Genomic DNA, 19761 nt, shown 5'->3' with positions numbered 1-19761 from the left:
AAACCCCTCGCGGGTGCGAGAGGTCTGCGCGCGGGTCTGGGGCACGGTGGCCGTGCCGTACATGGTGGTACGGGACGATCACTGCGGACCGGCGCGCCTGTTGCCAATAATCATGACGAACGAGGACACGGAGGCAGTCTGGCACAGGACCGCCTCCGCGCTCCGCCCCGTCTCAGGATGCGGGCGTGACGCTCGTCGCTCCGGCAGCGGGCGCCGTCTCCCCCTTCTGCACGGCGGCGACCCGGTTCAGATCGATGTCGCGGGTCTCGCGCATCGTCATGTAGACGACCAGCGAGACCGCGGCGCAGCCCGCCACGTACCAGTAGAACCCGGACTCGGCCCCGGCGTTCTTGAACCAGAGCGCGACGTACTCGGCGGTCCCGCCGAACAGCGCGTTGGCGACGGCGTACGAGAGGCCGACGCCCAGTGCGCGGATACCCGTCGGGAACAGCTCGGCCTTCACGCACGCGTTGATGGAGGTGTAGCCGGTGATCACGAGGAGGGCCAGGAGCGCGAGGCCGAGGGCCGGCCAGAAGGTGTCGGCGTGCTTGAGCATCGTCATGATCGGCACGGTCAGGAAGGTCGAGCCGATGGCGAAGGTGATCAGCAGCGGGCGCCGGCCGATCCGGTCGGACAGCATCCCGGCCAGCGGCTGGACGCACATGAAGACGAACAGCGCGCAGAAGCTGACGAGCGAGGCGGTGGACTTCTCCATGCCGGCGCTCTTGGAGAGGAACTTCGTGAGGTAGGTCGTGTACGTGTAGTAGGCGACGGTCCCGCCCATGGTCAGCGCCATCACGAGGAACGCCTCGCGCCGGTGCTGCCACAGCACCTTCAGCGTGCCGCGGTCCTGCTGCTCGGCGGTGCCGGAGTCGGCGTACACCTCGGTCTCCAGCATGGAGCGGCGCAGGTAGAAGACGATGCCCGCGCCGAGCGCGCCGACGACGAACGGGATGCGCCAGCCCCAGCTGTGCAGGGCCGCTTCCGACATGTTGCGCTGGAGGACGATCTGGAGGCCGAGGCCGACGAGCTGTCCCGCGGTCATGGACACGTACTGGAAGCTGGAGGCGAAGCCGCGCTTCTCGGGTGCGGAGGCCTCGGTCAGGTAGGTGGCGCTGGCCGCGTACTCGCCGCCGACGGAGAGTCCCTGGAGCAGCCGGGCCAGCATCAGTACGGCGACGCCCCCGTACCCGGCGACGTCGTAGGTCGGCGCGATCGCGATGAGGACCGCGGAGGCCGACATGAGGGTGACGGTCAGGGTCAGCGCGGCCTTGCGGCCCTTGCGGTCACCGATCCGGCCGAGCAGCCAGCCGCCGACCGGCCGCATGAAGAAGCCGACGGCGAAGATGCCCATGGTGTTCATGAGGTTGGCGGTCTCGTTGCCCTCGGGGAAGAACGAATCCGCGAAGTAGACCGCGAAGGTCGCGTACACGAACCAGTCGAACCACTCGACCATGTTGCCGGCCGAACCGACCCAGATCTTCTTCCACTGCTCTCGTCCCATGGTCGGCCACCGTGCCGCAACGGCGGGCCGTCCAACAAGGGTGGAGAGCGCAACGATCGCGCGTACTTACGTACGTTTCGTTCACGACCGGGTGAGCCATCCGTCGGCGGACAGTGAATCGTCGATGAACTCCCGCACCCGGTCCAGGACTTGATCGCGGCCGGTGCCGGGGAGCCCCACCGTCACATGAACGCTGAAACCGTCCAGCAGGGCGCGCAGCCGGGCGGCGAACCGCTCGGCGTCGACCCGGCGGAACTCCCCGCGCGAGCCGCCCTCGGCGAGGAGCGCCACCAGGTCGCGGTGCCAGGCGCCCTCGATGGCGGCCTGCCGGGCGCGCGCGTCGTCGTCGGCGTCGCGCGAGCGGTTCCAGACCTCCAGCCAGAGCGTCCAGTGCGGGTCGCGGTGGCCGTCGGGGAGGTAGAGGGCGATGTACGCGTCGAGCCGCTCGCGGGCCGTCCCCGGCCGGGACAGCAGCCGGCGCCGCTGGTCCCCGAGCCGGTTCTCGCTCCACTCCAGGGTCTGGAGCAGCAGTTCGTCCTTGGTGCGGAAGTAGTAGAGGAGATGGCCGCTGCTCATGCCGACCTCGCGGCCGAGCCCGGCCATGGTGAGGCCGTCGAGGCCGCGTCCGGCGACGGTGGCCATGACGGCGGCGAGCACGTCCTCGCGGGGCGGGGCGGTGTTGCGGCGGCGCGGGGCGGGGGGCACGGTTCAGACCTTCGGCTGCTGCTGGGTGATGCAGTGGATGCCGCCGCCCCCGGCGAAGATCGCGCGGGCGTCGACGAGTGTCACCGTACGGCCGGGGAAGAGCCGGCGGAAGATTCCGGCGGCGAGCTCGTCGCGCGGGTCGCCGAAGGCGCACAGGACGACGCCGCCGTTGCAGAGGTAGTGGTTGATGTAGGAGTAGTCGACCCACTCCCCGCCGGCCCGCAGCACCGTGGGCGCCAGGACCTCCACGACCTCCAGGGCGCGGCCCTTCGCGTCGGTGGCGGCGCGCAGGATGCGGACGGTCTCCCGGGTGATCTCGTGGTCGGGATGGGCCGGGTCCGGCTGGACGTGGGCGACGACGGTGCCGGGGCGGGCGAAGGCGGCGACGATGTCGACATGGCCGAGCGTGCCGTACGTGCCGTAGTCGCCGGACAGGCCTCGGGGCAGCCAGATGGCCTTCTCGGTGCCCAGGCGCGCATGGATCTCGGCCTCGGCCTGTTCGCGGGTCCAGCCGGGGTTGCGTTCCCTGCCGAGCTGGACGGTCTCGGTGAGCAGGACGGTGCCCTCGCCGTCGACGTGGATCGCGCCGCCCTCGTTGACCAGCGGGGAGCTGTGCACGGGGACACCGGCGAGCTCGGCGACGGAGCGGGCGATGTGCCGGTCGTGCTCCCAGCGGGCCCAGTCCTGGGCGCCCCAGCCGTTGAACGTCCAGTCGACGGCGGCCAGTTCCTGGCCGTCGGTGACGAAGGTGGGGCCGATGTCGCGCATCCAGGCGTCGTCGAGCGGGCGCACCGCCAGCTCGATGTCCGGGCCGAGCAGGGCGCGGGCGCTGTCCTCCTGGCCGGGGCCGACGACCACCGTGACGGGTTCGAAGCGGCGGACGGCGCGGGCGACACCGGCCCAGGCGCGGCGGGCCTCGTCGAGTTCGGCGTCGGTGGCGAAGGTGGGGTTGGGGCCGGGCCAGGCCATCCAGGTGCGTTCGTGCGGGGCCCATTCGGGCGGCATGCGGAAGGTCACAGCGGGTCCTTGGAGTCTTTCAGAGGAAGTAGAGCCGGTTCAGGGAGACCGAGTCGGCCGGCTGGGAGCTCAGCGGGTCGCCGTCCAGGGTGACGAGGCCGCTGCGCGCGTCCACGTCGACCGCTCCGGTACGGGAGTTGAGGCGCAGGTCGGCGGGGCCGATGCCGCGGGTGCCCCGGACGCCGACGCGGCGTCTGCGGGTCGGCATGGCGTCCGCCCCGAGCTGGGTGGCGGCCTGCGAGACGAAGGCGACCGAGAGATCGGCGGCGGTAGCCCCGTACGCGCCGAACTGGGGTCCCAGGACGAGGGGTTCACAGCTGTCGGTGGCGGCGTTCGGGTCGCCGGTGACCCCGTAGGCGGGGAAGCCGGACTTCAGCACCAGCTGGGGCTTGGCGCCGAAGAACTCGGGCCGCCAGAGCACGATGTCGGCGAGCTTCCCGGTCTCGATGGAGCCGATCTCGTGCGCGAGACCGTGGGCGATGGCGGGGTTGATGGTGAGCTTGGCGATGTAGCGCAGCACGCGGGCGTTGTCGTCGCCCGGTCCGTCGCCCTCCATCGGGCCGAGTTCGGCCTTCATCTTCCCGGCCATGGCGAAGGTGCGGCGGACCGTCTCACCGGCCCGGCCCATGCCCTGGGCGTCGGATGACGTGATCCCGATGGCCCCGAGGTCGTGCAGCACGTCCTCGGCGCCCATCGTGCCGGCCCTGATCCGGTCGCGGGCCATGGCGGCGTCACCGGGCAGGTCCGTCTTCAGGTCGTGGACGGAGACGATCATCCCGTAGTGCTCGGCGACCGCGTCCCGGCCGAAGGGGAGCGTGGGGTTGGTGGAGGAGCCGATGACGTTCGGCACGCCGGCCATCTTCAGCACGTTGGGCACATGCCCGCCGCCGCAGCCCTCGATGTGGAAGGCGTGGATGGTGCGCCCCTCCAGGACGCGCAGGGTGTCCTCGACCGACAGGCACTCGTTCAGCCCGTCGCTGTGCAGGGCGACCTGGACGTCGTACTCCTCGGCGACGCGCAGCGCGGTGTCCAGGGCGCGGGTGTGGGCGCCCATGTCCTCGTGGACCTTGAAGCCGCAGGCCCCGCCCTCGGCGAGCGCCTCGACGAGCGGCGCCTGGTGGGAGGAGGAACCGCGGCCCAGGAAGCCGATGTTGACCGGCCAGGCGTCGAAGGCGTTGAAGGCGTGGCGCAGGGCCCACGGCGAGTTGACGCCGACGCCCCAGACCGGGCCGAACTCCTGGCCGATGACGGTGGTCACGCCGGAGGCGAGCGAGGCCTCCATGATCCGCGGCGAGAGCAGATGGACATGGGTGTCGACGGCGCCGGCCGTGGCGATCATGCCCTCGCCGGACACGATGGACGTGCCCGTGCCGACGACGACGTCCACTCCGTCGAGGGTGTCCGGGTTCCCGGCCCGTCCGATCGAGGAGATCCGGCCCTCGCGGATACCGACCGACACCTTCCGGATGCCCTGCACGGCGTCGATGACCAGCACGTTGCTGATCACGACATCGCAGGTCTCCCGGACGGCGGCGGCCTTGAGGTGGAGTCCGTCGCGGGCGGTCTTGCCGAATCCGGCGAGGAACTCGTCGCCGGGCCGCTGGGAGTCGGACTCGACCCGGACGGTCAGGCCCGAATCGCCGAGCCTGACCCGGTCACCGGCGCGCGGGCCGTGCACGGAGGCGTACTCGTGGGGGTCGATGCTCATCGCCGCGCTCCCAGGTATCCGCAGGCCGCCGCGCGCCGCAGCGCCTCCTCGCGGGCGCCGGGGGCGTCGAGCGGTCCGTCGACCAGCCCGGCGAACCCGATCGCGACACGGTCGCCGCCGATGGGCACCAGGCCCACCTCAGCCGATTCGCCGGGCCCGAAGCGGACGGAGGAGCCCGCGGGCACGCAGAGCCGCATCCCGTACGCCTGCGCCCGGTCGAAGTCGAGCCGCGGATTGGCCTCGAAGAAGTGGAAGTGCGAGGTCACGGAGACCGGGACGGTCGCGGTGTTGTGGACGGTGAGGCGCACCGCGGGCTCCGGTTCCGGCGTGGCGGGTCCGGGGACGACGGCTCCGGGCGCCTTGTCCCCGAGGCCCTCGCCCAGGGGCCGGGAGACCACGGCGAGCCGTGATCCGTCGTCGAAGACGGCCTCGACATGGACCTCGGTGACGACATCGGCGACCCCGGGCAGCACATCGTCCGGGCCCAGCACCTGCCGGGCGGCCTCGATCGCCTCCGCGAGCCGGCGCCCGTCGCGGGCGGCCTCGCAGACGGTGTCCGCGATCAGGGCGGTGGCCTCGGGGACGTTGAGCTTCAGCCCGCGGGCCCGGCGGGCCCGGGCCAGCTCGGCGGCGCCGAAGAGCAGCAGCCGGTCGCGTTCGGTCGGGGTCAGTCGCACGTCCTCACACCTCCTGGTTAGAGCAGCACTCTAACTAGAAGACATGGGAGAATGGAACCATCGACCGATGAGTTCGAGCAGCACTCCAAGTGCGCGAGCACAGAAAAGGCCGCGCCCGGCGGACGCGGCCTTCTGTGGTTACGGCCTGCCTTCTGTGTCTACGGCCTGCCTTCTGCGTTTACGGCCTAGCCGAGCGGGTGCATCCAGCCGTGGGTGTCCTCGGCGGTGCCGCGCTGGATGTCCAGCAGGCGCTCGCGCAGCCTGAGGGTGACCGGGCCGGGCGTGCCGTCACCCTGGACCCACTCGCCGCTCGCGCTCTTCACCGTGCCGACGGGGGTGATGACGGCGGCGGTGCCGCAGGCGAAGACCTCGGTGAGGGTGCCGTTCGCGGTGTCGTCGCGCCACTGGTCGATGGAGACGCGGCTCTCCTCGGGCTCGTAGCCGAGGTCCCCGGCGAGCTTGAGGAGCGAGTCACGGGTGATGCCCGCGAGCAGGGAGCCGGTGAGGGCCGGGGTGACGATCTTGTTCCCGTACACGAAGTACAGGTTCATCCCGCCGAGCTCCTCGACCCACTTGTGCTCGACGGCGTCGAGGTAGGCGACCTGGTCGCAGCCCTTGGCGGCGGCCTCGGCCTGGGCGAGGAGGGACGCGGCGTAGTTGCCGCCGGTCTTGGCGTCGCCCATGCCGCCGGGGACGGCGCGGACGCGGTCCTCGGAGAGCCAGATGGAGACGGGCTTCACGCCGCCGGGGAAGTACGCGCCGGCCGGCGAGGCGATGACCAGGAAGAGGTACTCGTTGGACGGGCGCACCCCGAGACCGACCTCGGTCGCGATCATGAACGGGCGCAGGTAGAGCGACTCCTCGCCGCCGTGCTGCGGGACCCAGGCCGCGTCCTGCTGGACGAGCGCGTCGCAGGCCGCGACGAACGTCTCGACGGGCAGCTCCGGCATGGCGAGCCGGCGAGCGGATGACTGGAAACGCTCGGCGTTGGCCTCGGGGCGGAAGGTGGCGACAGTGCCGTCGGGCTGCCGGTAGGCCTTGAGGCCCTCGAAGATCTCCTGGCCGTAGTGGAGCGTCATGTTGGCCGGGTCGATCGACAGCGGGGCGTACGGGACGAGCTGGGCGTCGTGCCAGCCGCGGCCGTCGGTCCACTTGATCGTCACCATGTGGTCGGTGAAGTAGCGGCCGAATCCGGGCTTGACCAGGATCGCCTCGCGCTCCGCGTCGGACAGCGGGTTCGAGGAGGGCTTGAGCTCGATCGTGGGCGTCGTCATGAGTGCGTGTCCTTCACCGGTTTTGTGTGTGTAGGACCACGCCCACGCCAGCTCCTGTCGGACAGGTCCTAGGACGTCCGAGCTTCGCGGCAAGCCACGGTCCCGTTCGATTATCTCTCGTGGGTGGCCGTGCACGAAATGGCGTGAATGCGGTCCAGGGTTCGATGGTGGCACCCGGGGCCGCACAGGAGAAGCCGCCGGGTGCGTGTGCGACCCGGCGGCTTCGTGAGGAGTCGTCGGATCAGCCCGCTACGCGTACCGCGAGCGCGTCGCCGATCTCATCGGTGGTACGGGCGGTCCCTCCCCCAGAGCCCGAAAGGCCTGGGAGGTGCCCCCCTCGCTCCGCGAGGTCGGCGGAGACGGCGTCCTCGATGCGCACGGCCTGGGCCTCGTAGCCGAGGTGGCGCAGCAGGAGGGCGACGGAGAGGATCGTGGCGGTCGGGTCGGCCTTGCCCTGGCCCGCGATGTCGGGGGCGGAGCCGTGGACCGGCTCGAACATCGACGGGAAGGCACCCGTCGGGTTGATGTTGCCGGAGGCGGCCAGGCCGATGCCGCCGGAGACGGCAGCGGCGAGGTCGGTGAGGATGTCACCGAAGAGGTTGTCGGTGACGATGACGTCGAAGCGCTCCGGCTGGGTGACGAAGAAGATCGTCGCGGCGTCGACGTGCAGGTAGTCGGTGGTGACCTGGGGGTACTCGGCCGCGACCTTGTCGAAGGTGTTCTTCCACAGGTGGCCGGCGTACACGAGGACGTTGTTCTTGTGGACCAGCGTCAGCTTCTTGCGCGGGCGGGCGGCGGCGCGCTCGAAGGCGTCACGGACGACGCGCTCGACACCGAAGGCGGTGTTGAGGCTGACCTCGGTGGCCACCTCGTGCTCGGTACCGGTGCGCAGCGAACCGCCGTTGCCGGTGTACGGGCCCTCGGTGCCCTCGCGGACCACGACGAAGTCGATCTCCGGACGGCCGGCCAGCGGGGTGGCGGTGTTCGGGAACAGCTTCGACGGCCGCAGGTTGATGAAGTGGTCGAAGGCGAAGCGCAGCTTCAGCAGCAGCCCGCGCTCCAGCACGCCGGAGGGCACGGACGGGTCACCGATCGCACCGAGCAGGATGGCGTCGTGGCCCTTGAGGGCCTCCAGCTCCGCGTCCGGGAGGGTCTCACCGGTACGGTGCCAGCGCTGGGCGCCGAGGTCGTACTGCTTGGTCTCCAGCTTCACATCCTGCGGGAGAACAGCGTTGAGGACCTTGAGTCCCTGGGCCACGACCTCCTGGCCGATACCGTCACCGGGGATCACTGCGAGATTGATGCTGGGAGCCATGTCCGGCACGATACTGCGCGTCCCACCCCATGACACGTCACGTCCACTATACGGACACATGGGCAGCCGTACGTGTACCGTTCACCTATCCGACGGGATGCCGTCAGGGAACGGGTGGATGTTGTCGCTCATGGACATCCCCCGCTTCGGTATCCCCGAGAAGCTCGCCGGCCGCATGAGCATGGCCGAGCAGCACGACTACCTGCGCACCCGGCTGACCCGTCGCGGTGTGCTGCGTACGAGCGTGGCGACCGCCGCCGTCGCCGGGCTCGGCACCTCGTCGGCCGCCTCCCCCGCCTACGCCGCGCCCTCGGTGATCACCTCGCGCAGCTCCACGCAGGTGGACGGCTCCCTGGTCGCCCCCTTCGGCCGGCACCTGGCCTACGGCGCCGACCCGAAGACGCAGATGACGGTCTCCTGGCAGGTCCCGTTCGCGGTGCGCCGCCCGTACATCCGGATCGGCCCGAAGCCGTGGGCGCTGAGCCGGAAGATCGACGCCGAGGTGCGCCACCTCACCACGCCGCTGCTGGACAACGGCAGGATCGCGGCCGCCGAGCAGTACTACGTGCACGCCGGCCTGGAGCGGCTCAAGCCCGGCACGACGTACTACTACGGCGTCGGCCACGACGGCTTCGACCCGGCCGACACCCGCAACCTGGGCACGCTCGGCACCTTCACCACGGCGCCCTCGCGCGCCGAGCCCTTCACGTTCACCGCCTTCGGCGACCAGGGCGTCAGCTACCACGCGCTCGGCAACGACCAGCTGATCCTGGGCCAGAACCCCGCCTTCCATCTGCACGCGGGTGACATCTGCTACGCCGACCCGTCGGGCTCCGGCCAGAGCAGCGACACGTACGACGCGCGCACCTGGGACCAGTTCCTGGCCCAGACGGAGACGGTCGCCAAGACCGTGCCGTGGATGGTGACGACCGGCAACCACGACATGGAGGCCTGGTACTCACCGGACGGCTACGGCGGCCAGAACGCCCGCTGGACCCTGCCGGACAACGGCCCGGACCCGGTGAACCAGCCCGGCGCGTACTCCTTCGTGCACGGCAACGTGGGCGTGATCGCGCTCGACGCCAACGACGTCTCCTACGAGATCCCCGCCAACTTCGGCATCAGCGGCGGCAGGCAGACACGCTGGCTGGACCGGCGTCTGGGCGAGCTGCGGGCCCGCCACGACATCGACTTCCTGGTGGTCTTCTTCCACCACTGCGCCTTCTCCACGACCAACGCGCACGCCTCGGACGGCGGGGTGCGCGACGCCTGGGTGCCGCTCTTCGAGAAGCACCAGGTCGACCTGGTCGTCAACGGGCACAACCACGTCTACGAGCGCACCGACGCGATCCTGAGGAACGCGGTGCAGCGCAAGGTGCCGGTCGGCGAGCGCACCGACCCGACGCGGGACGGCATCGTGTACGTCACGGCGGGCGGCGCGGGCAAGGCGCTGTACGACTTCCCGGCGCCCGACAGCTACGAGGGGCATGTCGCGGACCGGGAGAGCGTGGACACGTACCACGTGGTCAAGGGCGGCGGCCGCGCCACCGAGACGGTGGAGTGGTCGCGGGTGCGTTACACCGGCTTCTCGTTCCTCGCCGTGGAGGTGCGGCCCGGACGGCACGCGCGCATGAAGGTCACCGCGCTCGCCGAGTCCGGCGAGCGCATCGACCACTTCGAGATCGGCCGGGGCTGATCCCGGTCACGGCCTGCGGTCAGTGACCGGTGGAGCCGCCGTTGTCCCTGCGGTCCAGCGCGCGCTGGAGGGCGGCGGCGGCGTTCTGGCGCTCCGACTCGGTCGGGCGGTGGGCGTGACGGACGCGGCGGCGGACAGTGGTCTCGGCCATGGTGGATCGACTCCTTGAGATCGCGAGGATTTCGAGATCGAAAAATCGTGAACGTGATGTCGAGATCAGGGATTTCGAGGCGCCGGAAGGGGCGGGGAGCAGGCGCCGCAGGGGTTGCCTGCTTCGGGGCGCGCGCTCACGACCGCCAGTCGCTTGATCTAGCGAGACGTTCGGCTTCTACAAAGCTAGGGCAGCCGAGCCGGTCTGTCTCCACAATTACTCGGACTTCCTACTATCTGAGACGGAGGTTTACGCCTCCGTACCCGCCGCTCACTCCCAGCTGTCCGATGAGCGCCCACCGCACCCAGGTACCGCACCCCCGGTACTCAGCCGCCGGTTGAGTACCCGGCCCGTGTCGAAGAAACGTGCGACGCACGACAGTTGCACCCATGAACGGCCTCTACGCTCTCAAGCCCTGGTACGCGAACCGGCTCTCCGGTGTCCGCGCCTCGCTGGTCCGCCGTGAGGTGTCGCCCGACACCCTCACCGCGGCCGGTGTGGCCGCTGCGGCAGGTGCCGCGGCCGCACTGGCCTGGCTGCCCGCCGGCCCCGCCGCCCTGCCGGTCGCCGTGCTGCTCGCGGCCCGGCTCGCCTTCGCCAACCTGGACGGGGCGCTGGCCCGCGACACGGGTCGGACCACCCGACGCGGAGCGGTACTGAACGAGCTCGGTGACCGGGTCGCGGACCTGGTCGTGCTGGCCGGGTTCCTGGCTCTCGCCCCGCTGTGGCTGGTGGCGGTCGCCGCGCTCGCGGCGACGCTGCCGTCCTGGGTGTCGCTGGCCGGGGCGGCGGCGGGCGCACCCCGGCGCAACGGCGGTCCGGTCGGCAAGACCGAGCGCTGTCTGCTGGTCGTGGTCGCCGCGGCGATGGGCTGGGCCGTACCGGTTCTGATCGTGATCGCCGCCGGTTCGCTGCTCACCGCGGCGCTCCGGCTGGCCGGCCTGTGGAAGGAACTGGCATGAGTGCCGTGCTGATCGCCGAGGAGGCGGCCGCGCGGGCGGTGCCGCTGGTCGCGGGCGTGCTGGGGGCGGGCGGGGTCGCGGTCGCGGTCCTTCCCTCGAAGGTGCGGATGCGGGCCGAACTGCGCAGGCGGTGGCGGACCTGGGCGCTGGTCGCGCCGGTGTTCCTGGGGGCGTACTTCCTGGGCGGCGGCGGTACGTACGCGCTGGCCGCGGGGCTCGGAGTCATCGCGGTGAGCGAGTTCGTCCGGATGGCGGGGCTGCGCCGCGGTGACCACGTGGTGCTCGTCGCGGCCGCGCTCGCCCTCCCCGCTCTGGCCTGGCTGGCACCGCACCTCCTGGACGTACGGGCTGCGGCGCTGCTGCTGGTCGCGGCCGCGCTGCCGTCGGTGCTGGCCGGCGACGACCGGACCGGCTTCACCCGGAGCGCCCGCACCGCCTTCGGGCTGCTGTGGATCCCCGTCGCGCTGACGGGCCTGGTGACGCTCGGCGAGGTGGGTGTCGCGGTCGGCCTGGCGGTGGCGCTCGGCGATGTGGGCGCGTGGTGCGGCGGTACGGCACTGGGCCGGCGCGGCCCGCTCGCCCGGCCGCTGTCGCCGCTCTCCCCCAACAAGACCTGGGCGGGCGTGCTCGGCGCGGCCGTCGCGACGGCCGTACTCCTGCTCGTGCTCGGCGAGTTCAGCCTCCCCCTGTGGGCGGCGGTGATCGGCGGCTGTGTGCTCGGCGACCTGATCGAGTCCATGGTCAAGCGCGAGTCGGGCGTCAAGGACGCGGGCAGCTGGCTGCCCGGCTTCGGCGGCCTGCTCGACCGGATCGACTCCCTGCTGGTGGCCCTTCTCCTGGCGATGGTGATGACGTGATGAGTACGTTCCTGAGCACCCCGGTCCGGGCCGTCCTCCCGCGCCGCTCCCGTGTGGCCGCCGCGCTCCGGCGCGCACTGTGGTGGGGCGCGCTCAGCCTCACCGGCGGGATCGAGCGGCGCGGCCGGCTGCCGCGCGGCGGCTGTGTGGTGGTCGCCAACCACTCCTCGCACGCGGACACCGCGGCGCTCCTGGCCGCGCTCGACACCCGGCACAGCCCGGCGATCGGCGCGGCGGCCGACTACTGGTTCGCCTCCCCGTGGCGGCGCCGGATCTGCCGCAGGCTGGCGGCCGGTTTCCCGGTGCGCAGGGGCGGCGGCGGGATGGAGGACCTGCTCACGATGGCGGGCGAACTGCGGGCGGGACGGGCGGTCGTGCTGTTCCCCGAGGGCACCCGGGCGAAGGACGGCTCGCTGGGCACGTTCCACCGGGGCGCGCTGGTCCTGGCCGAGGAGGCGGGGGTGCCGGTCGTCCCGGTGGGGATCGCGGGCACGGACCGGCTGCTGCCGAAGCACGGTCGGCTGCGTTCGTCGCTGGTCCGGGTGACGATCGGTGAGCCGCTGCCGTCGGCCGTCTCCCCCGAGGAAGCCCGCGACGCGGTGGTGGCTCTGCACGCGCGTACGGTCGCCGAGCCGCTGAGGGACTCCGCGGCGCGACGGCGGGTCGCGGCGGTCGTCACCTCGCGCTGGGGCGTGCCGCTGGCCTTCTGCTGGGCGTTCGCGGAGGCGCTGAGCTGGCCGTTGATGCCGGAGCTGCTGCTGGGCGTCGTCTGCGTGGCGGTGCCGCGCGCGGCCCTGAAGATGTCCCTGGGCGCGCTCGCGGGCAGCCTGGCCGGTGGCCTGCTGGCACTCCAACTGGCTTCGGCGGGTGTCCACTCGCCCGCACCCCTGACAACGGACCGGATGCGCGCGGAGGTCCGGCACGAACTGGCCGTCGAGGGCGCGTCCGCGGTGCGCCACCAGCCGTGGAACGGCATCCCGTTCAAGGTGTACGGCGCCGAGGCGGGCCGCGCAGGGGTCCCGGCGTCCGACTGGCTCACCGCGTCGGCGGCGGCCCGGGGCTCACGCACCCTGACGGTCGGACTCGCCTTCGCCGGCTTCGGCCTGCTGATGCGCCGCCACCGCCGCCGGTACGGCCGCTACCTGGTGCTGCTGGGCGGCGGGTTCGCGGCGGGGCTGTCGTTGATCGTGCACGGGTGGGGCTGAACCGGCAGCGGGGGAAATGGAAACCGCCTCCCGGCCGGCAGGGGAACCGGTCGGGAGGCGGAGTTCGTGGCGGGGTGCCGCAGGGGCGGCACCCCGGAGGGCGGTCAGCCCTGGTGGGGGTAGGTGTACTCGGTCGGCGGGACCAGCGTCTCCTTGATGGCCCGGGTCAGGGTCCAGCGCTGGAGGTTCTGCGGGGCGCCCGCCTTGTCGTTCGTACCCGAGGCGCGGCCACCGCCGAAGGGCTGCTGGCCGACGACGGCACCGGTCGACTTGTCGTTGATGTAGAAGTTGCCCGCGGCGTAGCGCAGCTTCTCCATCGTGTACGCGGCCGCGGCGCGGTCGTTCGCGATGACGGAACCGGTCAGGGCGTAGTCGGAGACCGACTCCATCTGCTCCAGCATCGCGTCGAAGTTCTCGTCCTCGTAGACGTGGATCGCGAGGATCGGGCCGAAGTACTCGGTCGAGAAGACCTCGTTCTCGGGGTCGCTGCACTCGATGACGGTCGGGCGGACGAAGTAGCCCACCGAGTCGTCGTACGTGCCGCCGGCGATGATCTTGCACGCCGGGTCGGCCGCGGCGCGGTCGATGGCGGCCTTGTTCTTCGCGAAGGCGCGGTCGTCGATGACGGCACCCATGAAGTGCGACAGGTCGGTGACGTCGCCCATCGTGATGGAGTCGACCTCCGCCGCGAACTTCTCCTTGAAACCGGAGTTCCAGATCGAGGCCGGGACGTAGGCGCGCGAGGACGCGGAGCACTTCTGGCCCTGGAACTCGAAGGAGCCGCGGGTCAGCGCGGTCTTCAGGATCGCGTGGTCGGCCGAGGGGTGGGCGACGACGAAGTCCTTGCCGCCGGTCTCGCCGACGAGGCGCGGGTAGGTGCGGTAGTTCGCGATGTTGTTGCCGACCGTCTTCCACAGGTGCTGGAAGGTGGGGGTCGAGCCGGTGAAGTGGATGCCGGCCAGGTCGCGGTGGTTCAGGGCCACCTCGGAGACGGCGATGCCGTCGCCGGTCACCAGGTTGATGACGCCCTTGGGCAGACCGGCCTCCTCCAGGAGCTGCATCAGCAGCACCGCGGAGTGGGTCTGCGTGGGGGACGGCTTCCAGACCACCACGTTGCCCATGAGGGCGGGGGCGGTGGGCAGGTTGCCCGCGATGGCCGTGAAGTTGAACGGCGTGATCGCGTAGACGAAGCCCTCGAGCGGGCGGTGGTCCATGCGGTTCCACACGCCCGGGGAGTTGGCCGGGGGCTGCTCGGCCAGGATCTGGCGTGCGTAGTGCACGTTGAAGCGCCAGAAGTCGACGAGCTCGCACGGGGTGTCGATCTCGGCCTGCTGGGCGGTCTTGCCCTGGCCCAGCATCGTGGAGGCGGCCAGCGTCTCGCGCCAGGGGCCGGAGAGCAGCTCGGCGGCGCGCAGGATGATGGCGGCGCGGTCGTCGAAGGCCATCGCGCGCCAGGCCGGGGCGGCGGCGAGGGCGGCGTCGATCGCGTCCTGCGCGTCCTGCTCGGTGGCGCCGGCGAACGTACCGATGACAGCCTTGTGGTTGTGGGGCTGGACGACGTCGAAGCGCTCGCCGCCACCCATCCGCTTCTCGCCGCCGATGGTCATCGGCAGGTCGATCGGGTTCTGGCTGAGCTCCTTGAGCTTCGCCTCCAGGCGGGCGCGCTCCGGGGAGCCCGGGGCGTAGGAGTGGACCGGCTCGTTGACCGGCGCGGGGACCTGGGTGACAGCGTCCATGGTTTCCGTAGCTCCTTTGGTAGAGAGGTGGAGGGGCTCAAGCAGAGGGGTGGAGGGGCTCAGCCCTTGGTGAGGACGGAGCGGCCGAAGAACAGCAGGTTGGCCGGCTTCTCCGCGAGGCGGCGCATGAAGTAGCCGTACCAGTCGGTGCCGTACGCGGTGTAGACACGCATGCGGTGGCCCTCGGCCGCGAGCCGGATGTGCTCGTCGCTGCGGATGCCGTACAGCATCTGGAACTCGTACTCGTCGAGCTTGCGGCCGGCCTTGCGGCCCAGTTCCTGGGCGATGGCGATCAGGCGCGGGTCGTGGGACCCGATCATCGGGTAGCCCTCGCCCTCCATCAGGGTCTTCAGGATGCGGACGTACGCCTTGTCGATCTCGGCCTTGTCCTGGTACGCGACGGAGGCGGGCTCCTTGTAGGCGCCCTTCACGATGCGCACGCGGCTGCCGGCGGCGGAGAGACGGCGGGCGTCGTCCTCGGTGCGGAAGAGGTAGGCCTGGATGACGCATCCGGTCTGCGGGTAGTCCTTCCGCAGCTCCTCGTGGATGGCGAACATCGAGTCGAGGGTGGTGTGGTCCTCGGCGTCCAGGGTGACCGTGGTGCCGATCGCGGCGGCGGCCTCGACGACCGGGCGGACGTTGGCGAGGGCCAGCTCGTGGCCGCCGTCCAGGGACTGTCCGAACATCGAGAGCTTGACGGACATCTCCGCCTTGGTGCCCAGGCCGAGGTCCTTGAGGCGGCTGACGAGCTCCAGGTAGGCGTCGCGCGCGGCGGCGGCCTGCTCCGGAGTGGTGATGTCCTCGCCGACCACGTCGAGGGTGACCTCGAGGCCCTTGTCGGCGGCGTCCACGATGATCGGGACGACCTGCTCGACCGTCTCACCGGCGATGAACCGGTCGACGACCTGCTTGGTGCCCGGGGCTGCCGAGATGAAACGGCGCATCTTGTCGCTGCGTGACGCGGCGAGAATCACGGGACCCAGCACGGGGCACCTCCACGGAAAGTACGGACGAAGGCCGTACCGCCCTTGACATCCCATAGGGAACATAAGCGGTACAGCACGGAGAACCACCGTGAAATCTAAGGATCCCTCCGATCCTGTGCCATCGACAGCTGTCACGCATCCGTTCCCCGGATCTCAGACATATGTCTGAAGGGGTGCGAGAATGACCGGGTGAAGGGCGATTACCAGGAGCTGGTCGACGAGATCTCCGCGCTGCTCGGCGTCCCCGCGACGCTGGAGAACCGGGACTTCGGCCTGGTCGCCTTCGGGGCGCACGACAGCGACGACGACACGGCGATGGACCCGGTCCGCACCCGTTCCATCCTGACCCGCCGCTCGACCCCGGCGGTCCGCGCCTGGTTCGAGAACTTCGGCATCACCCGCGCCACCGGCCCCGTCCGCATCCCGGCGGCCCCGGAGGCCGGTGTCTACCGGGACCGGATCTGTCTTCCGGTACGCCATCGGGGTGTCGTGCTCGGTTACGTATGGCTGCTGGACGCCGACCCCGGCCCGACCGACGAGCAGCTCGACGCGGCGATGGACGTGGCGGCCCGGATCGGCGCACTGCTCTCCGACGAGGCGCGGGCGGGCACGGACCTGTCCCGGGAGTTCGGCGCGGTCCTCACCGCGGGGCGCGGCTGGCAGCGCGACATGGCGGTGGCCGCGTTCAGCGAGGCGCTCGGCCCGGACGCGGAGGGGCTGCACACCGTGGTGTGCGTGACGCCGTGGCCGGACGAGCTGCCGTCGGTGCGCACGGTGGCGTCGGCCGCGGCCCTGGCCGCCGCGCCCTCCCCCGGCAGCGCGGGGTCCCCGGCCCTGGCCGCGCTGATCCGGCTGCGGTCGCACGACATCCTGGACCCGGCGCTCGCCGCCGCCGGCCGGCTGCGCACCACGGCGGGGACTGCCGCCACGGCCGGGATCGGGGTGCCGCGCCGCGGCCTGGCGGAGCTGGCCGACGCCTGGCACGAGGCATCGGCCGCGGCGCGGGCCGCGGCGGCGGAGAGCCGGTTCGGCCCGGTCGCCCAGTGGTCGGCCATCGGCCCGTACCGACTGCTGACCGGGCTCACCCCCGGCACGCTCCCCGACCACACGGTCCGCCCGCTGCTCACCCCTGCGCACCGGGATCTGGCCCGCACCGCCGAGGTGTTCCTCGACTGCGCCGGCCAGGCGTCCCGGACCGCCGCCGAGCTGGGCATCCACCGCCAGACGCTGTACTACCGCCTCTCCCGGGTCCAGCAGCTCACCGGCCTCGACCTGAACGACGGCGAGGACCGGCTGCTGCTGCACATGGTGCTCAAGGCGTCCCGGCTCTGAGGGACAGCCCTCAGGCCGCCCGCTCGTCCGTGCCGGGCACCTTCGCGGTGGCCAGGGCGATGCGGTTCCAGGTGTTGATGGTGAAGATCAGCGCCAGCAGCCCGGCGAGCCGGGTCTCGTCGAACACGGCCGCCGCACGGGCGTAGACATCGTCGGGGACCCCGCCGTGGGAGACCAGGGTGACGGCTTCGGTGAGCGCCAGCGCGGCCTGTTCCTCGGCGGTGAAGAAGTGCCCGGCCTCACGCCAGAGAGCCACCATGTGCAGCCGCTCCTCGCTCTCCCCCGCCTTGCGGGCATCGGTGGTGTGCATGTGCAGGCAGTACGCGCAGCCGTTGAGCTGCGAGGAGCGGATCTGCACCAGCTCCACCAGTGCGGGGTCCAGGCCCTGACGTGCGGCGGCGTCGAAGCCGATGAGGGCCTTGAACGCCTTCGGGGCGGCCTTGGCGAAGTTGATCCGGGGGGTGCGGGCGGTTGCGGCTGCTGCCTCGTGGTTCGTCATGTCCACTACGTTAGAAGTCCGAAAGACCTCGCGTAGGGTGCACTTTCATGTCGGATTCATGGGTCAATTCCGCGGAGCTGATCGGCAGTGATCTGCTCCTCGACCTGGCCGGGCCGGGCAGCCGCCGGGCCGTACTCATCCGTGCGCTGCGCGACGCCGTACGGGACGGGAGGCTGGCCCCCGGTACCCGGCTGCCGCCCTACCGCTCGCTCGCCGCCGACCTCGGACTGGCCCGCAACACCGTCGCCGACGCCTACGCCGAACTGGTCGCGGAGGGCTGGCTCACCGCCCGCCAGGGCTCCGGGACCCGGGTCGCCCGGCGCGCCGCGCCGGTGGCGTCCGCCCGTGTCCCGAAGAAGGCGCCGCACCGTCCGGCCGGGCCCGTGCACGATCTGCGCCAGGGCAAGCCGGACGCCGCCACCTTTCCCCGTACCGCCTGGCTCGCCGCCGCCCGGCGTGCCCTGAACGCGGCGCCGAACGACGCCTTCGGGCCCGGCGACCCGCAGGGCCGGATCGAGCTCCGGCGCGCCCTGGCGGACTACCTGGGGCGCTCGCGCGGCGTCCGCACCACCGCCGAACGGATCGTGATCTGCTCGGGGTTCGCGCATGCCCTGCGGCTGCTGTTCGCGGGCGGCGTCCTGCGCGGTCCGCTGGCCGTGGAGTCGTACGGACTCGGCTTCCACCGGTCGGTCCTGGACTCCGCGTCGGTGCGCACGGTCCCGCTGACGCTCGACGAGGACGGCGCGCGCGTCGGCGAACTGGCCGGCCTGTCCGGCGTACGGGGCGTGCTGCTGACCCCGGCCCATCAGTTCCCCACCGGCGGGCCGCTGCATCCGGAGCGCCGCTCGGCCGTCGTCGACTGGGCCCGCGGCCGTGGCGGGCTGGTCCTGGAGGACGACTACGACGGCGAGTTCCGCTACGACCGGGAGCCGGTGGGTGCCGTGCAGGGGCTGGACCCCGACCGGGTCCTCTATGCCGGATCGGTCAGCAAGAGCCTCTCGCCGGCGGTCCGCCTGGGCTGGATGGTGCTGCCGGAACGGCTCGTCGACCCGGTACTGGCCGCGAAGGGTGAACGCGAGGCCTGGGCGAGCGTGCCGGATCAGCTGACCCTCGCCGAGCTCATCGATTCGGGCCACTACGACCGCCATGTCCGCCGGATGCGCCGGCACTACCGGGACCGCCGTGACCAGCTCGTCGCGGCCCTCGCCGAACGCGCCCCGCACATCGCTCCCACCGGCATCGCCGCCGGTCTGCACGCCGTCCTGCGGCTGCCGCCCGGCACCGAGCAGTCCACGCTCAAGGCCGCCGCCTGGCAGGGCCTCGCCCTGGACGGGCTGGACGAATTCCGTCATCCGGCCGCGACGACGGCGGCCCCGGACGGCCTGGTCGTGGGCTACGCCGCCCCTGCGGACCACGCGTTCACCGCGGCGCTGGAGGCACTCTGCCGGGCACTGCCACCGGCCTGAGCACCCGGCACTACACGGCGCGAGGACCCGGCACCGCCATCGGCCTGAGCGCCCGGCCCCACAGCCAGGACGGCGGCTCCGGCGCAAGGACCCGGCCCTACAGCCAGGACGGCGGCTCCGGCGCGAGGATCGGCCGGTCGCTGACGACGGCGGCCATGACCAGGGGCGCGTCCCAGTCACTGTGTCCGACGCTCACCCCGACCCAGCGCCCCTGCGCGGACACCGGCCCCCATGCGGCCAGGTCGCCCGAGCAGTCCTCGTCGAGCAGCGCCCCGAAGAGCGGCGGCACGGCGGCTCCGTCCTGCCTCAGCAGAAGGGCCGCATGGACGGCCACCTGGTGGTGGGCGCCCCAGCGGCCCTCCAACTCCTCGACGAGCGCGGCCAGCCGCGCCCCGGCCGCCTCGTCCGCGTCGTCCCACCCGGTGCCGTGCGCTCCGTCGAGGGCGTCCCCCTCCCAGAGCGGGACGATCCGGAAGCCCTCGCCCTCGGTCACCGTCCACTCCCCGGTGACCGGGTCCCCCTGGGCGGCCGTCGGGCCGGTGGCCGGCAGCGGCGCGGCCAGCAGCGCCTCGATGTCGGCGACGGCCCGTGCGACGCGGAAGGTCTCCCCCGCCCGGGCGCTCACCGCCGGCCGCCGTTCCCGCGCGGCTCCTGGACTCGCCTGCTCATCG

At 71.9% G+C, this 19761-nt stretch carries 18 protein-coding genes; 6 read left to right on the top strand and 12 right to left on the bottom strand.

What is annotated here, in order from left to right; all coding sequences use genetic code 11:
* Nucleotides 1–172: 172 nt before the first annotated feature.
* The 7 genes from OG782_RS26785 to OG782_RS26755 all read right to left on the bottom strand — a co-directional run bounded on the left by OG782_RS26785 (nt 173) and on the right by OG782_RS26755 (nt 8200).
* Nucleotides 173–1504: an MFS transporter gene (locus tag OG782_RS26785; RefSeq protein WP_406455133.1), complete on the bottom strand. Its 1332-nt coding sequence runs from the start codon at nt 1502–1504 to the stop codon at nt 173–175.
* A gap of 81 nt (nt 1505–1585) precedes the next feature.
* Entirely contained in the window at nt 1586–2209 is a 624-nt protein-coding gene (locus OG782_RS26780) for a TetR/AcrR family transcriptional regulator (protein ID WP_406455131.1), read from the bottom strand.
* Nucleotides 2210–2212: 3 nt separating this feature from the next.
* Nucleotides 2213–3214, bottom strand: a complete 1002-nt coding sequence (locus tag OG782_RS26775; RefSeq protein ID WP_406459298.1) for an agmatine/peptidylarginine deiminase — start codon at nt 3212–3214, stop codon at nt 2213–2215.
* Nucleotides 3215–3245: 31 nt separating this feature from the next.
* Nucleotides 3246–4934, bottom strand: coding sequence for an urease subunit alpha (locus OG782_RS26770; RefSeq protein WP_406455129.1), 1689 nt, complete (start codon nt 4932–4934; stop codon nt 3246–3248).
* On the bottom strand, nt 4931–5611 hold the full coding sequence (gene ureA, locus OG782_RS26765; protein ID WP_406455127.1) for an urease subunit gamma: 681 nt from the start codon (nt 5609–5611) through the stop codon (nt 4931–4933). Before ureA ends, OG782_RS26770 begins: the two co-directional genes overlap by 4 nt.
* A gap of 185 nt (nt 5612–5796) precedes the next feature.
* Nucleotides 5797–6885: a branched-chain amino acid aminotransferase gene (locus OG782_RS26760; RefSeq protein ID WP_406455125.1), complete on the bottom strand. Its 1089-nt coding sequence runs from the start codon at nt 6883–6885 to the stop codon at nt 5797–5799.
* A gap of 241 nt (nt 6886–7126) precedes the next feature.
* Entirely contained in the window at nt 7127–8200 is a 1074-nt protein-coding gene (locus OG782_RS26755; protein WP_406455123.1) for a 3-isopropylmalate dehydrogenase, read from the bottom strand.
* A 130-nt stretch (nt 8201–8330) separates the two neighbouring features.
* On the opposite strand from OG782_RS26755, the gene OG782_RS26750 reads away from it, so the two are divergent.
* Nucleotides 8331–9896: a purple acid phosphatase family protein gene (locus OG782_RS26750; protein WP_406455121.1), complete on the top strand. Its 1566-nt coding sequence runs from the start codon at nt 8331–8333 to the stop codon at nt 9894–9896.
* A gap of 19 nt (nt 9897–9915) precedes the next feature.
* Here OG782_RS26750 and OG782_RS26745 read toward each other — a convergent pair whose 3' ends face one another.
* Nucleotides 9916–10047 carry a hypothetical protein gene (locus OG782_RS26745; RefSeq protein ID WP_327708703.1) on the bottom strand — a complete coding sequence of 44 codons (132 nt, stop codon included), beginning with the start codon at nt 10045–10047 and terminating at the stop codon, nt 9916–9918.
* A 389-nt stretch (nt 10048–10436) separates the two neighbouring features.
* Between OG782_RS26745 and OG782_RS26740 the strand changes: the two genes are divergently transcribed.
* From OG782_RS26740 to OG782_RS26730, 3 genes are read left to right on the top strand one after another with little or no spacing between them, the layout of a single operon-like run.
* A complete protein-coding gene (locus OG782_RS26740; protein ID WP_406455118.1) occupies nt 10437–11009 on the top strand; it encodes a CDP-alcohol phosphatidyltransferase family protein in 573 nt (190 codons plus the stop codon).
* A complete protein-coding gene (locus OG782_RS26735; RefSeq protein ID WP_406455116.1) occupies nt 11006–11866 on the top strand; it encodes a phosphatidate cytidylyltransferase in 861 nt (286 codons plus the stop codon). The genes OG782_RS26740 and OG782_RS26735 overlap by 4 nt, the downstream gene beginning before the upstream one ends.
* Nucleotides 11866–13071: a lysophospholipid acyltransferase family protein gene (locus OG782_RS26730; protein WP_406455115.1), complete on the top strand. Its 1206-nt coding sequence runs from the start codon at nt 11866–11868 to the stop codon at nt 13069–13071. The genes OG782_RS26735 and OG782_RS26730 overlap by 1 nt, the downstream gene beginning before the upstream one ends.
* A gap of 104 nt (nt 13072–13175) precedes the next feature.
* Here OG782_RS26730 and pruA read toward each other — a convergent pair whose 3' ends face one another.
* Together pruA and OG782_RS26720 are read right to left on the bottom strand one after the other, a co-directional pair.
* Nucleotides 13176–14807: an L-glutamate gamma-semialdehyde dehydrogenase gene (gene pruA, locus OG782_RS26725; protein ID WP_406455113.1), complete on the bottom strand. Its 1632-nt coding sequence runs from the start codon at nt 14805–14807 to the stop codon at nt 13176–13178.
* Nucleotides 14808–14866: 59 nt separating this feature from the next.
* Entirely contained in the window at nt 14867–15793 is a 927-nt protein-coding gene (locus OG782_RS26720; RefSeq protein ID WP_406455111.1) for a proline dehydrogenase family protein, read from the bottom strand.
* Between the two features lie 189 nt (nt 15794–15982).
* Here OG782_RS26720 and OG782_RS26715 point away from each other — a divergent pair, with 189 nt between their 5' ends.
* A complete protein-coding gene (locus OG782_RS26715; protein ID WP_406455109.1) occupies nt 15983–17125 on the top strand; it encodes a PucR family transcriptional regulator in 1143 nt (380 codons plus the stop codon).
* Nucleotides 17126–17135: 10 nt separating this feature from the next.
* Here OG782_RS26715 and OG782_RS26710 read toward each other — a convergent pair whose 3' ends face one another.
* The gene (locus OG782_RS26710) at nt 17136–17624 is read right to left on the bottom strand and encodes a carboxymuconolactone decarboxylase family protein (protein WP_406455107.1); all 489 of its coding nucleotides are present in this window, start codon (nt 17622–17624) and stop codon (nt 17136–17138) included.
* A 47-nt stretch (nt 17625–17671) separates the two neighbouring features.
* On the opposite strand from OG782_RS26710, the gene OG782_RS26705 reads away from it, so the two are divergent.
* The gene (locus OG782_RS26705) at nt 17672–19090 is read left to right on the top strand and encodes a PLP-dependent aminotransferase family protein (RefSeq protein WP_406455105.1); all 1419 of its coding nucleotides are present in this window, start codon (nt 17672–17674) and stop codon (nt 19088–19090) included.
* Nucleotides 19091–19187: 97 nt separating this feature from the next.
* Here the strand turns inward: OG782_RS26705 and OG782_RS26700 are convergent, their stop codons facing one another.
* On the bottom strand, nt 19188–19715 hold the full coding sequence (locus OG782_RS26700) for a hypothetical protein (protein ID WP_406455103.1): 528 nt from the start codon (nt 19713–19715) through the stop codon (nt 19188–19190).
* Between the last annotated feature and the right edge of the window lie 46 nt (nt 19716–19761).

The organism is Streptomyces sp. NBC_00876, assembly GCF_045207435.1.
Lineage (GTDB): Bacteria > Actinomycetota > Actinomycetes > Streptomycetales > Streptomycetaceae > Streptomyces.
The sequence above is the reverse complement of the archived record's forward strand: the minus strand, read 5'-3'. Positions and strand labels throughout refer to the sequence as shown.

Excerpts from the sequence above, each read along its gene's own strand:
- OG782_RS26770 (WP_406455129.1), bottom strand. The coding sequence starts at position 4,934 with ATGAGCATCGACCCCCACGAGTACGCCTCCGTGCACGGCCCGCGCGCC.
- pruA (WP_406455113.1), bottom strand. The coding sequence starts at position 14,807 with ATGGACGCTGTCACCCAGGTCCCCGCGCCGGTCAACGAGCCGGTCCAC.
- OG782_RS26745 (WP_327708703.1), bottom strand. The coding sequence starts at position 10,047 with ATGGCCGAGACCACTGTCCGCCGCCGCGTCCGTCACGCCCACCGCCCG.
- OG782_RS26785 (WP_406455133.1), bottom strand. The coding sequence starts at position 1,504 with ATGGGACGAGAGCAGTGGAAGAAGATCTGGGTCGGTTCGGCCGGCAAC.
- OG782_RS26705 (WP_406455105.1), top strand. The coding sequence starts at position 17,672 with ATGTCGGATTCATGGGTCAATTCCGCGGAGCTGATCGGCAGTGATCTG.
- OG782_RS26740 (WP_406455118.1), top strand. The coding sequence starts at position 10,437 with ATGAACGGCCTCTACGCTCTCAAGCCCTGGTACGCGAACCGGCTCTCC.
- OG782_RS26735 (WP_406455116.1), top strand. The coding sequence starts at position 11,006 with ATGAGTGCCGTGCTGATCGCCGAGGAGGCGGCCGCGCGGGCGGTGCCG.
- OG782_RS26750 (WP_406455121.1), top strand. The coding sequence starts at position 8,331 with ATGGACATCCCCCGCTTCGGTATCCCCGAGAAGCTCGCCGGCCGCATG.
- OG782_RS26710 (WP_406455107.1), bottom strand. The coding sequence starts at position 17,624 with ATGACGAACCACGAGGCAGCAGCCGCAACCGCCCGCACCCCCCGGATC.
- OG782_RS26760 (WP_406455125.1), bottom strand. The coding sequence starts at position 6,885 with ATGACGACGCCCACGATCGAGCTCAAGCCCTCCTCGAACCCGCTGTCC.
- OG782_RS26775 (WP_406459298.1), bottom strand. The coding sequence starts at position 3,214 with ATGCCGCCCGAATGGGCCCCGCACGAACGCACCTGGATGGCCTGGCCC.
- OG782_RS26755 (WP_406455123.1), bottom strand. The coding sequence starts at position 8,200 with ATGGCTCCCAGCATCAATCTCGCAGTGATCCCCGGTGACGGTATCGGC.
- OG782_RS26730 (WP_406455115.1), top strand. The coding sequence starts at position 11,866 with ATGAGTACGTTCCTGAGCACCCCGGTCCGGGCCGTCCTCCCGCGCCGC.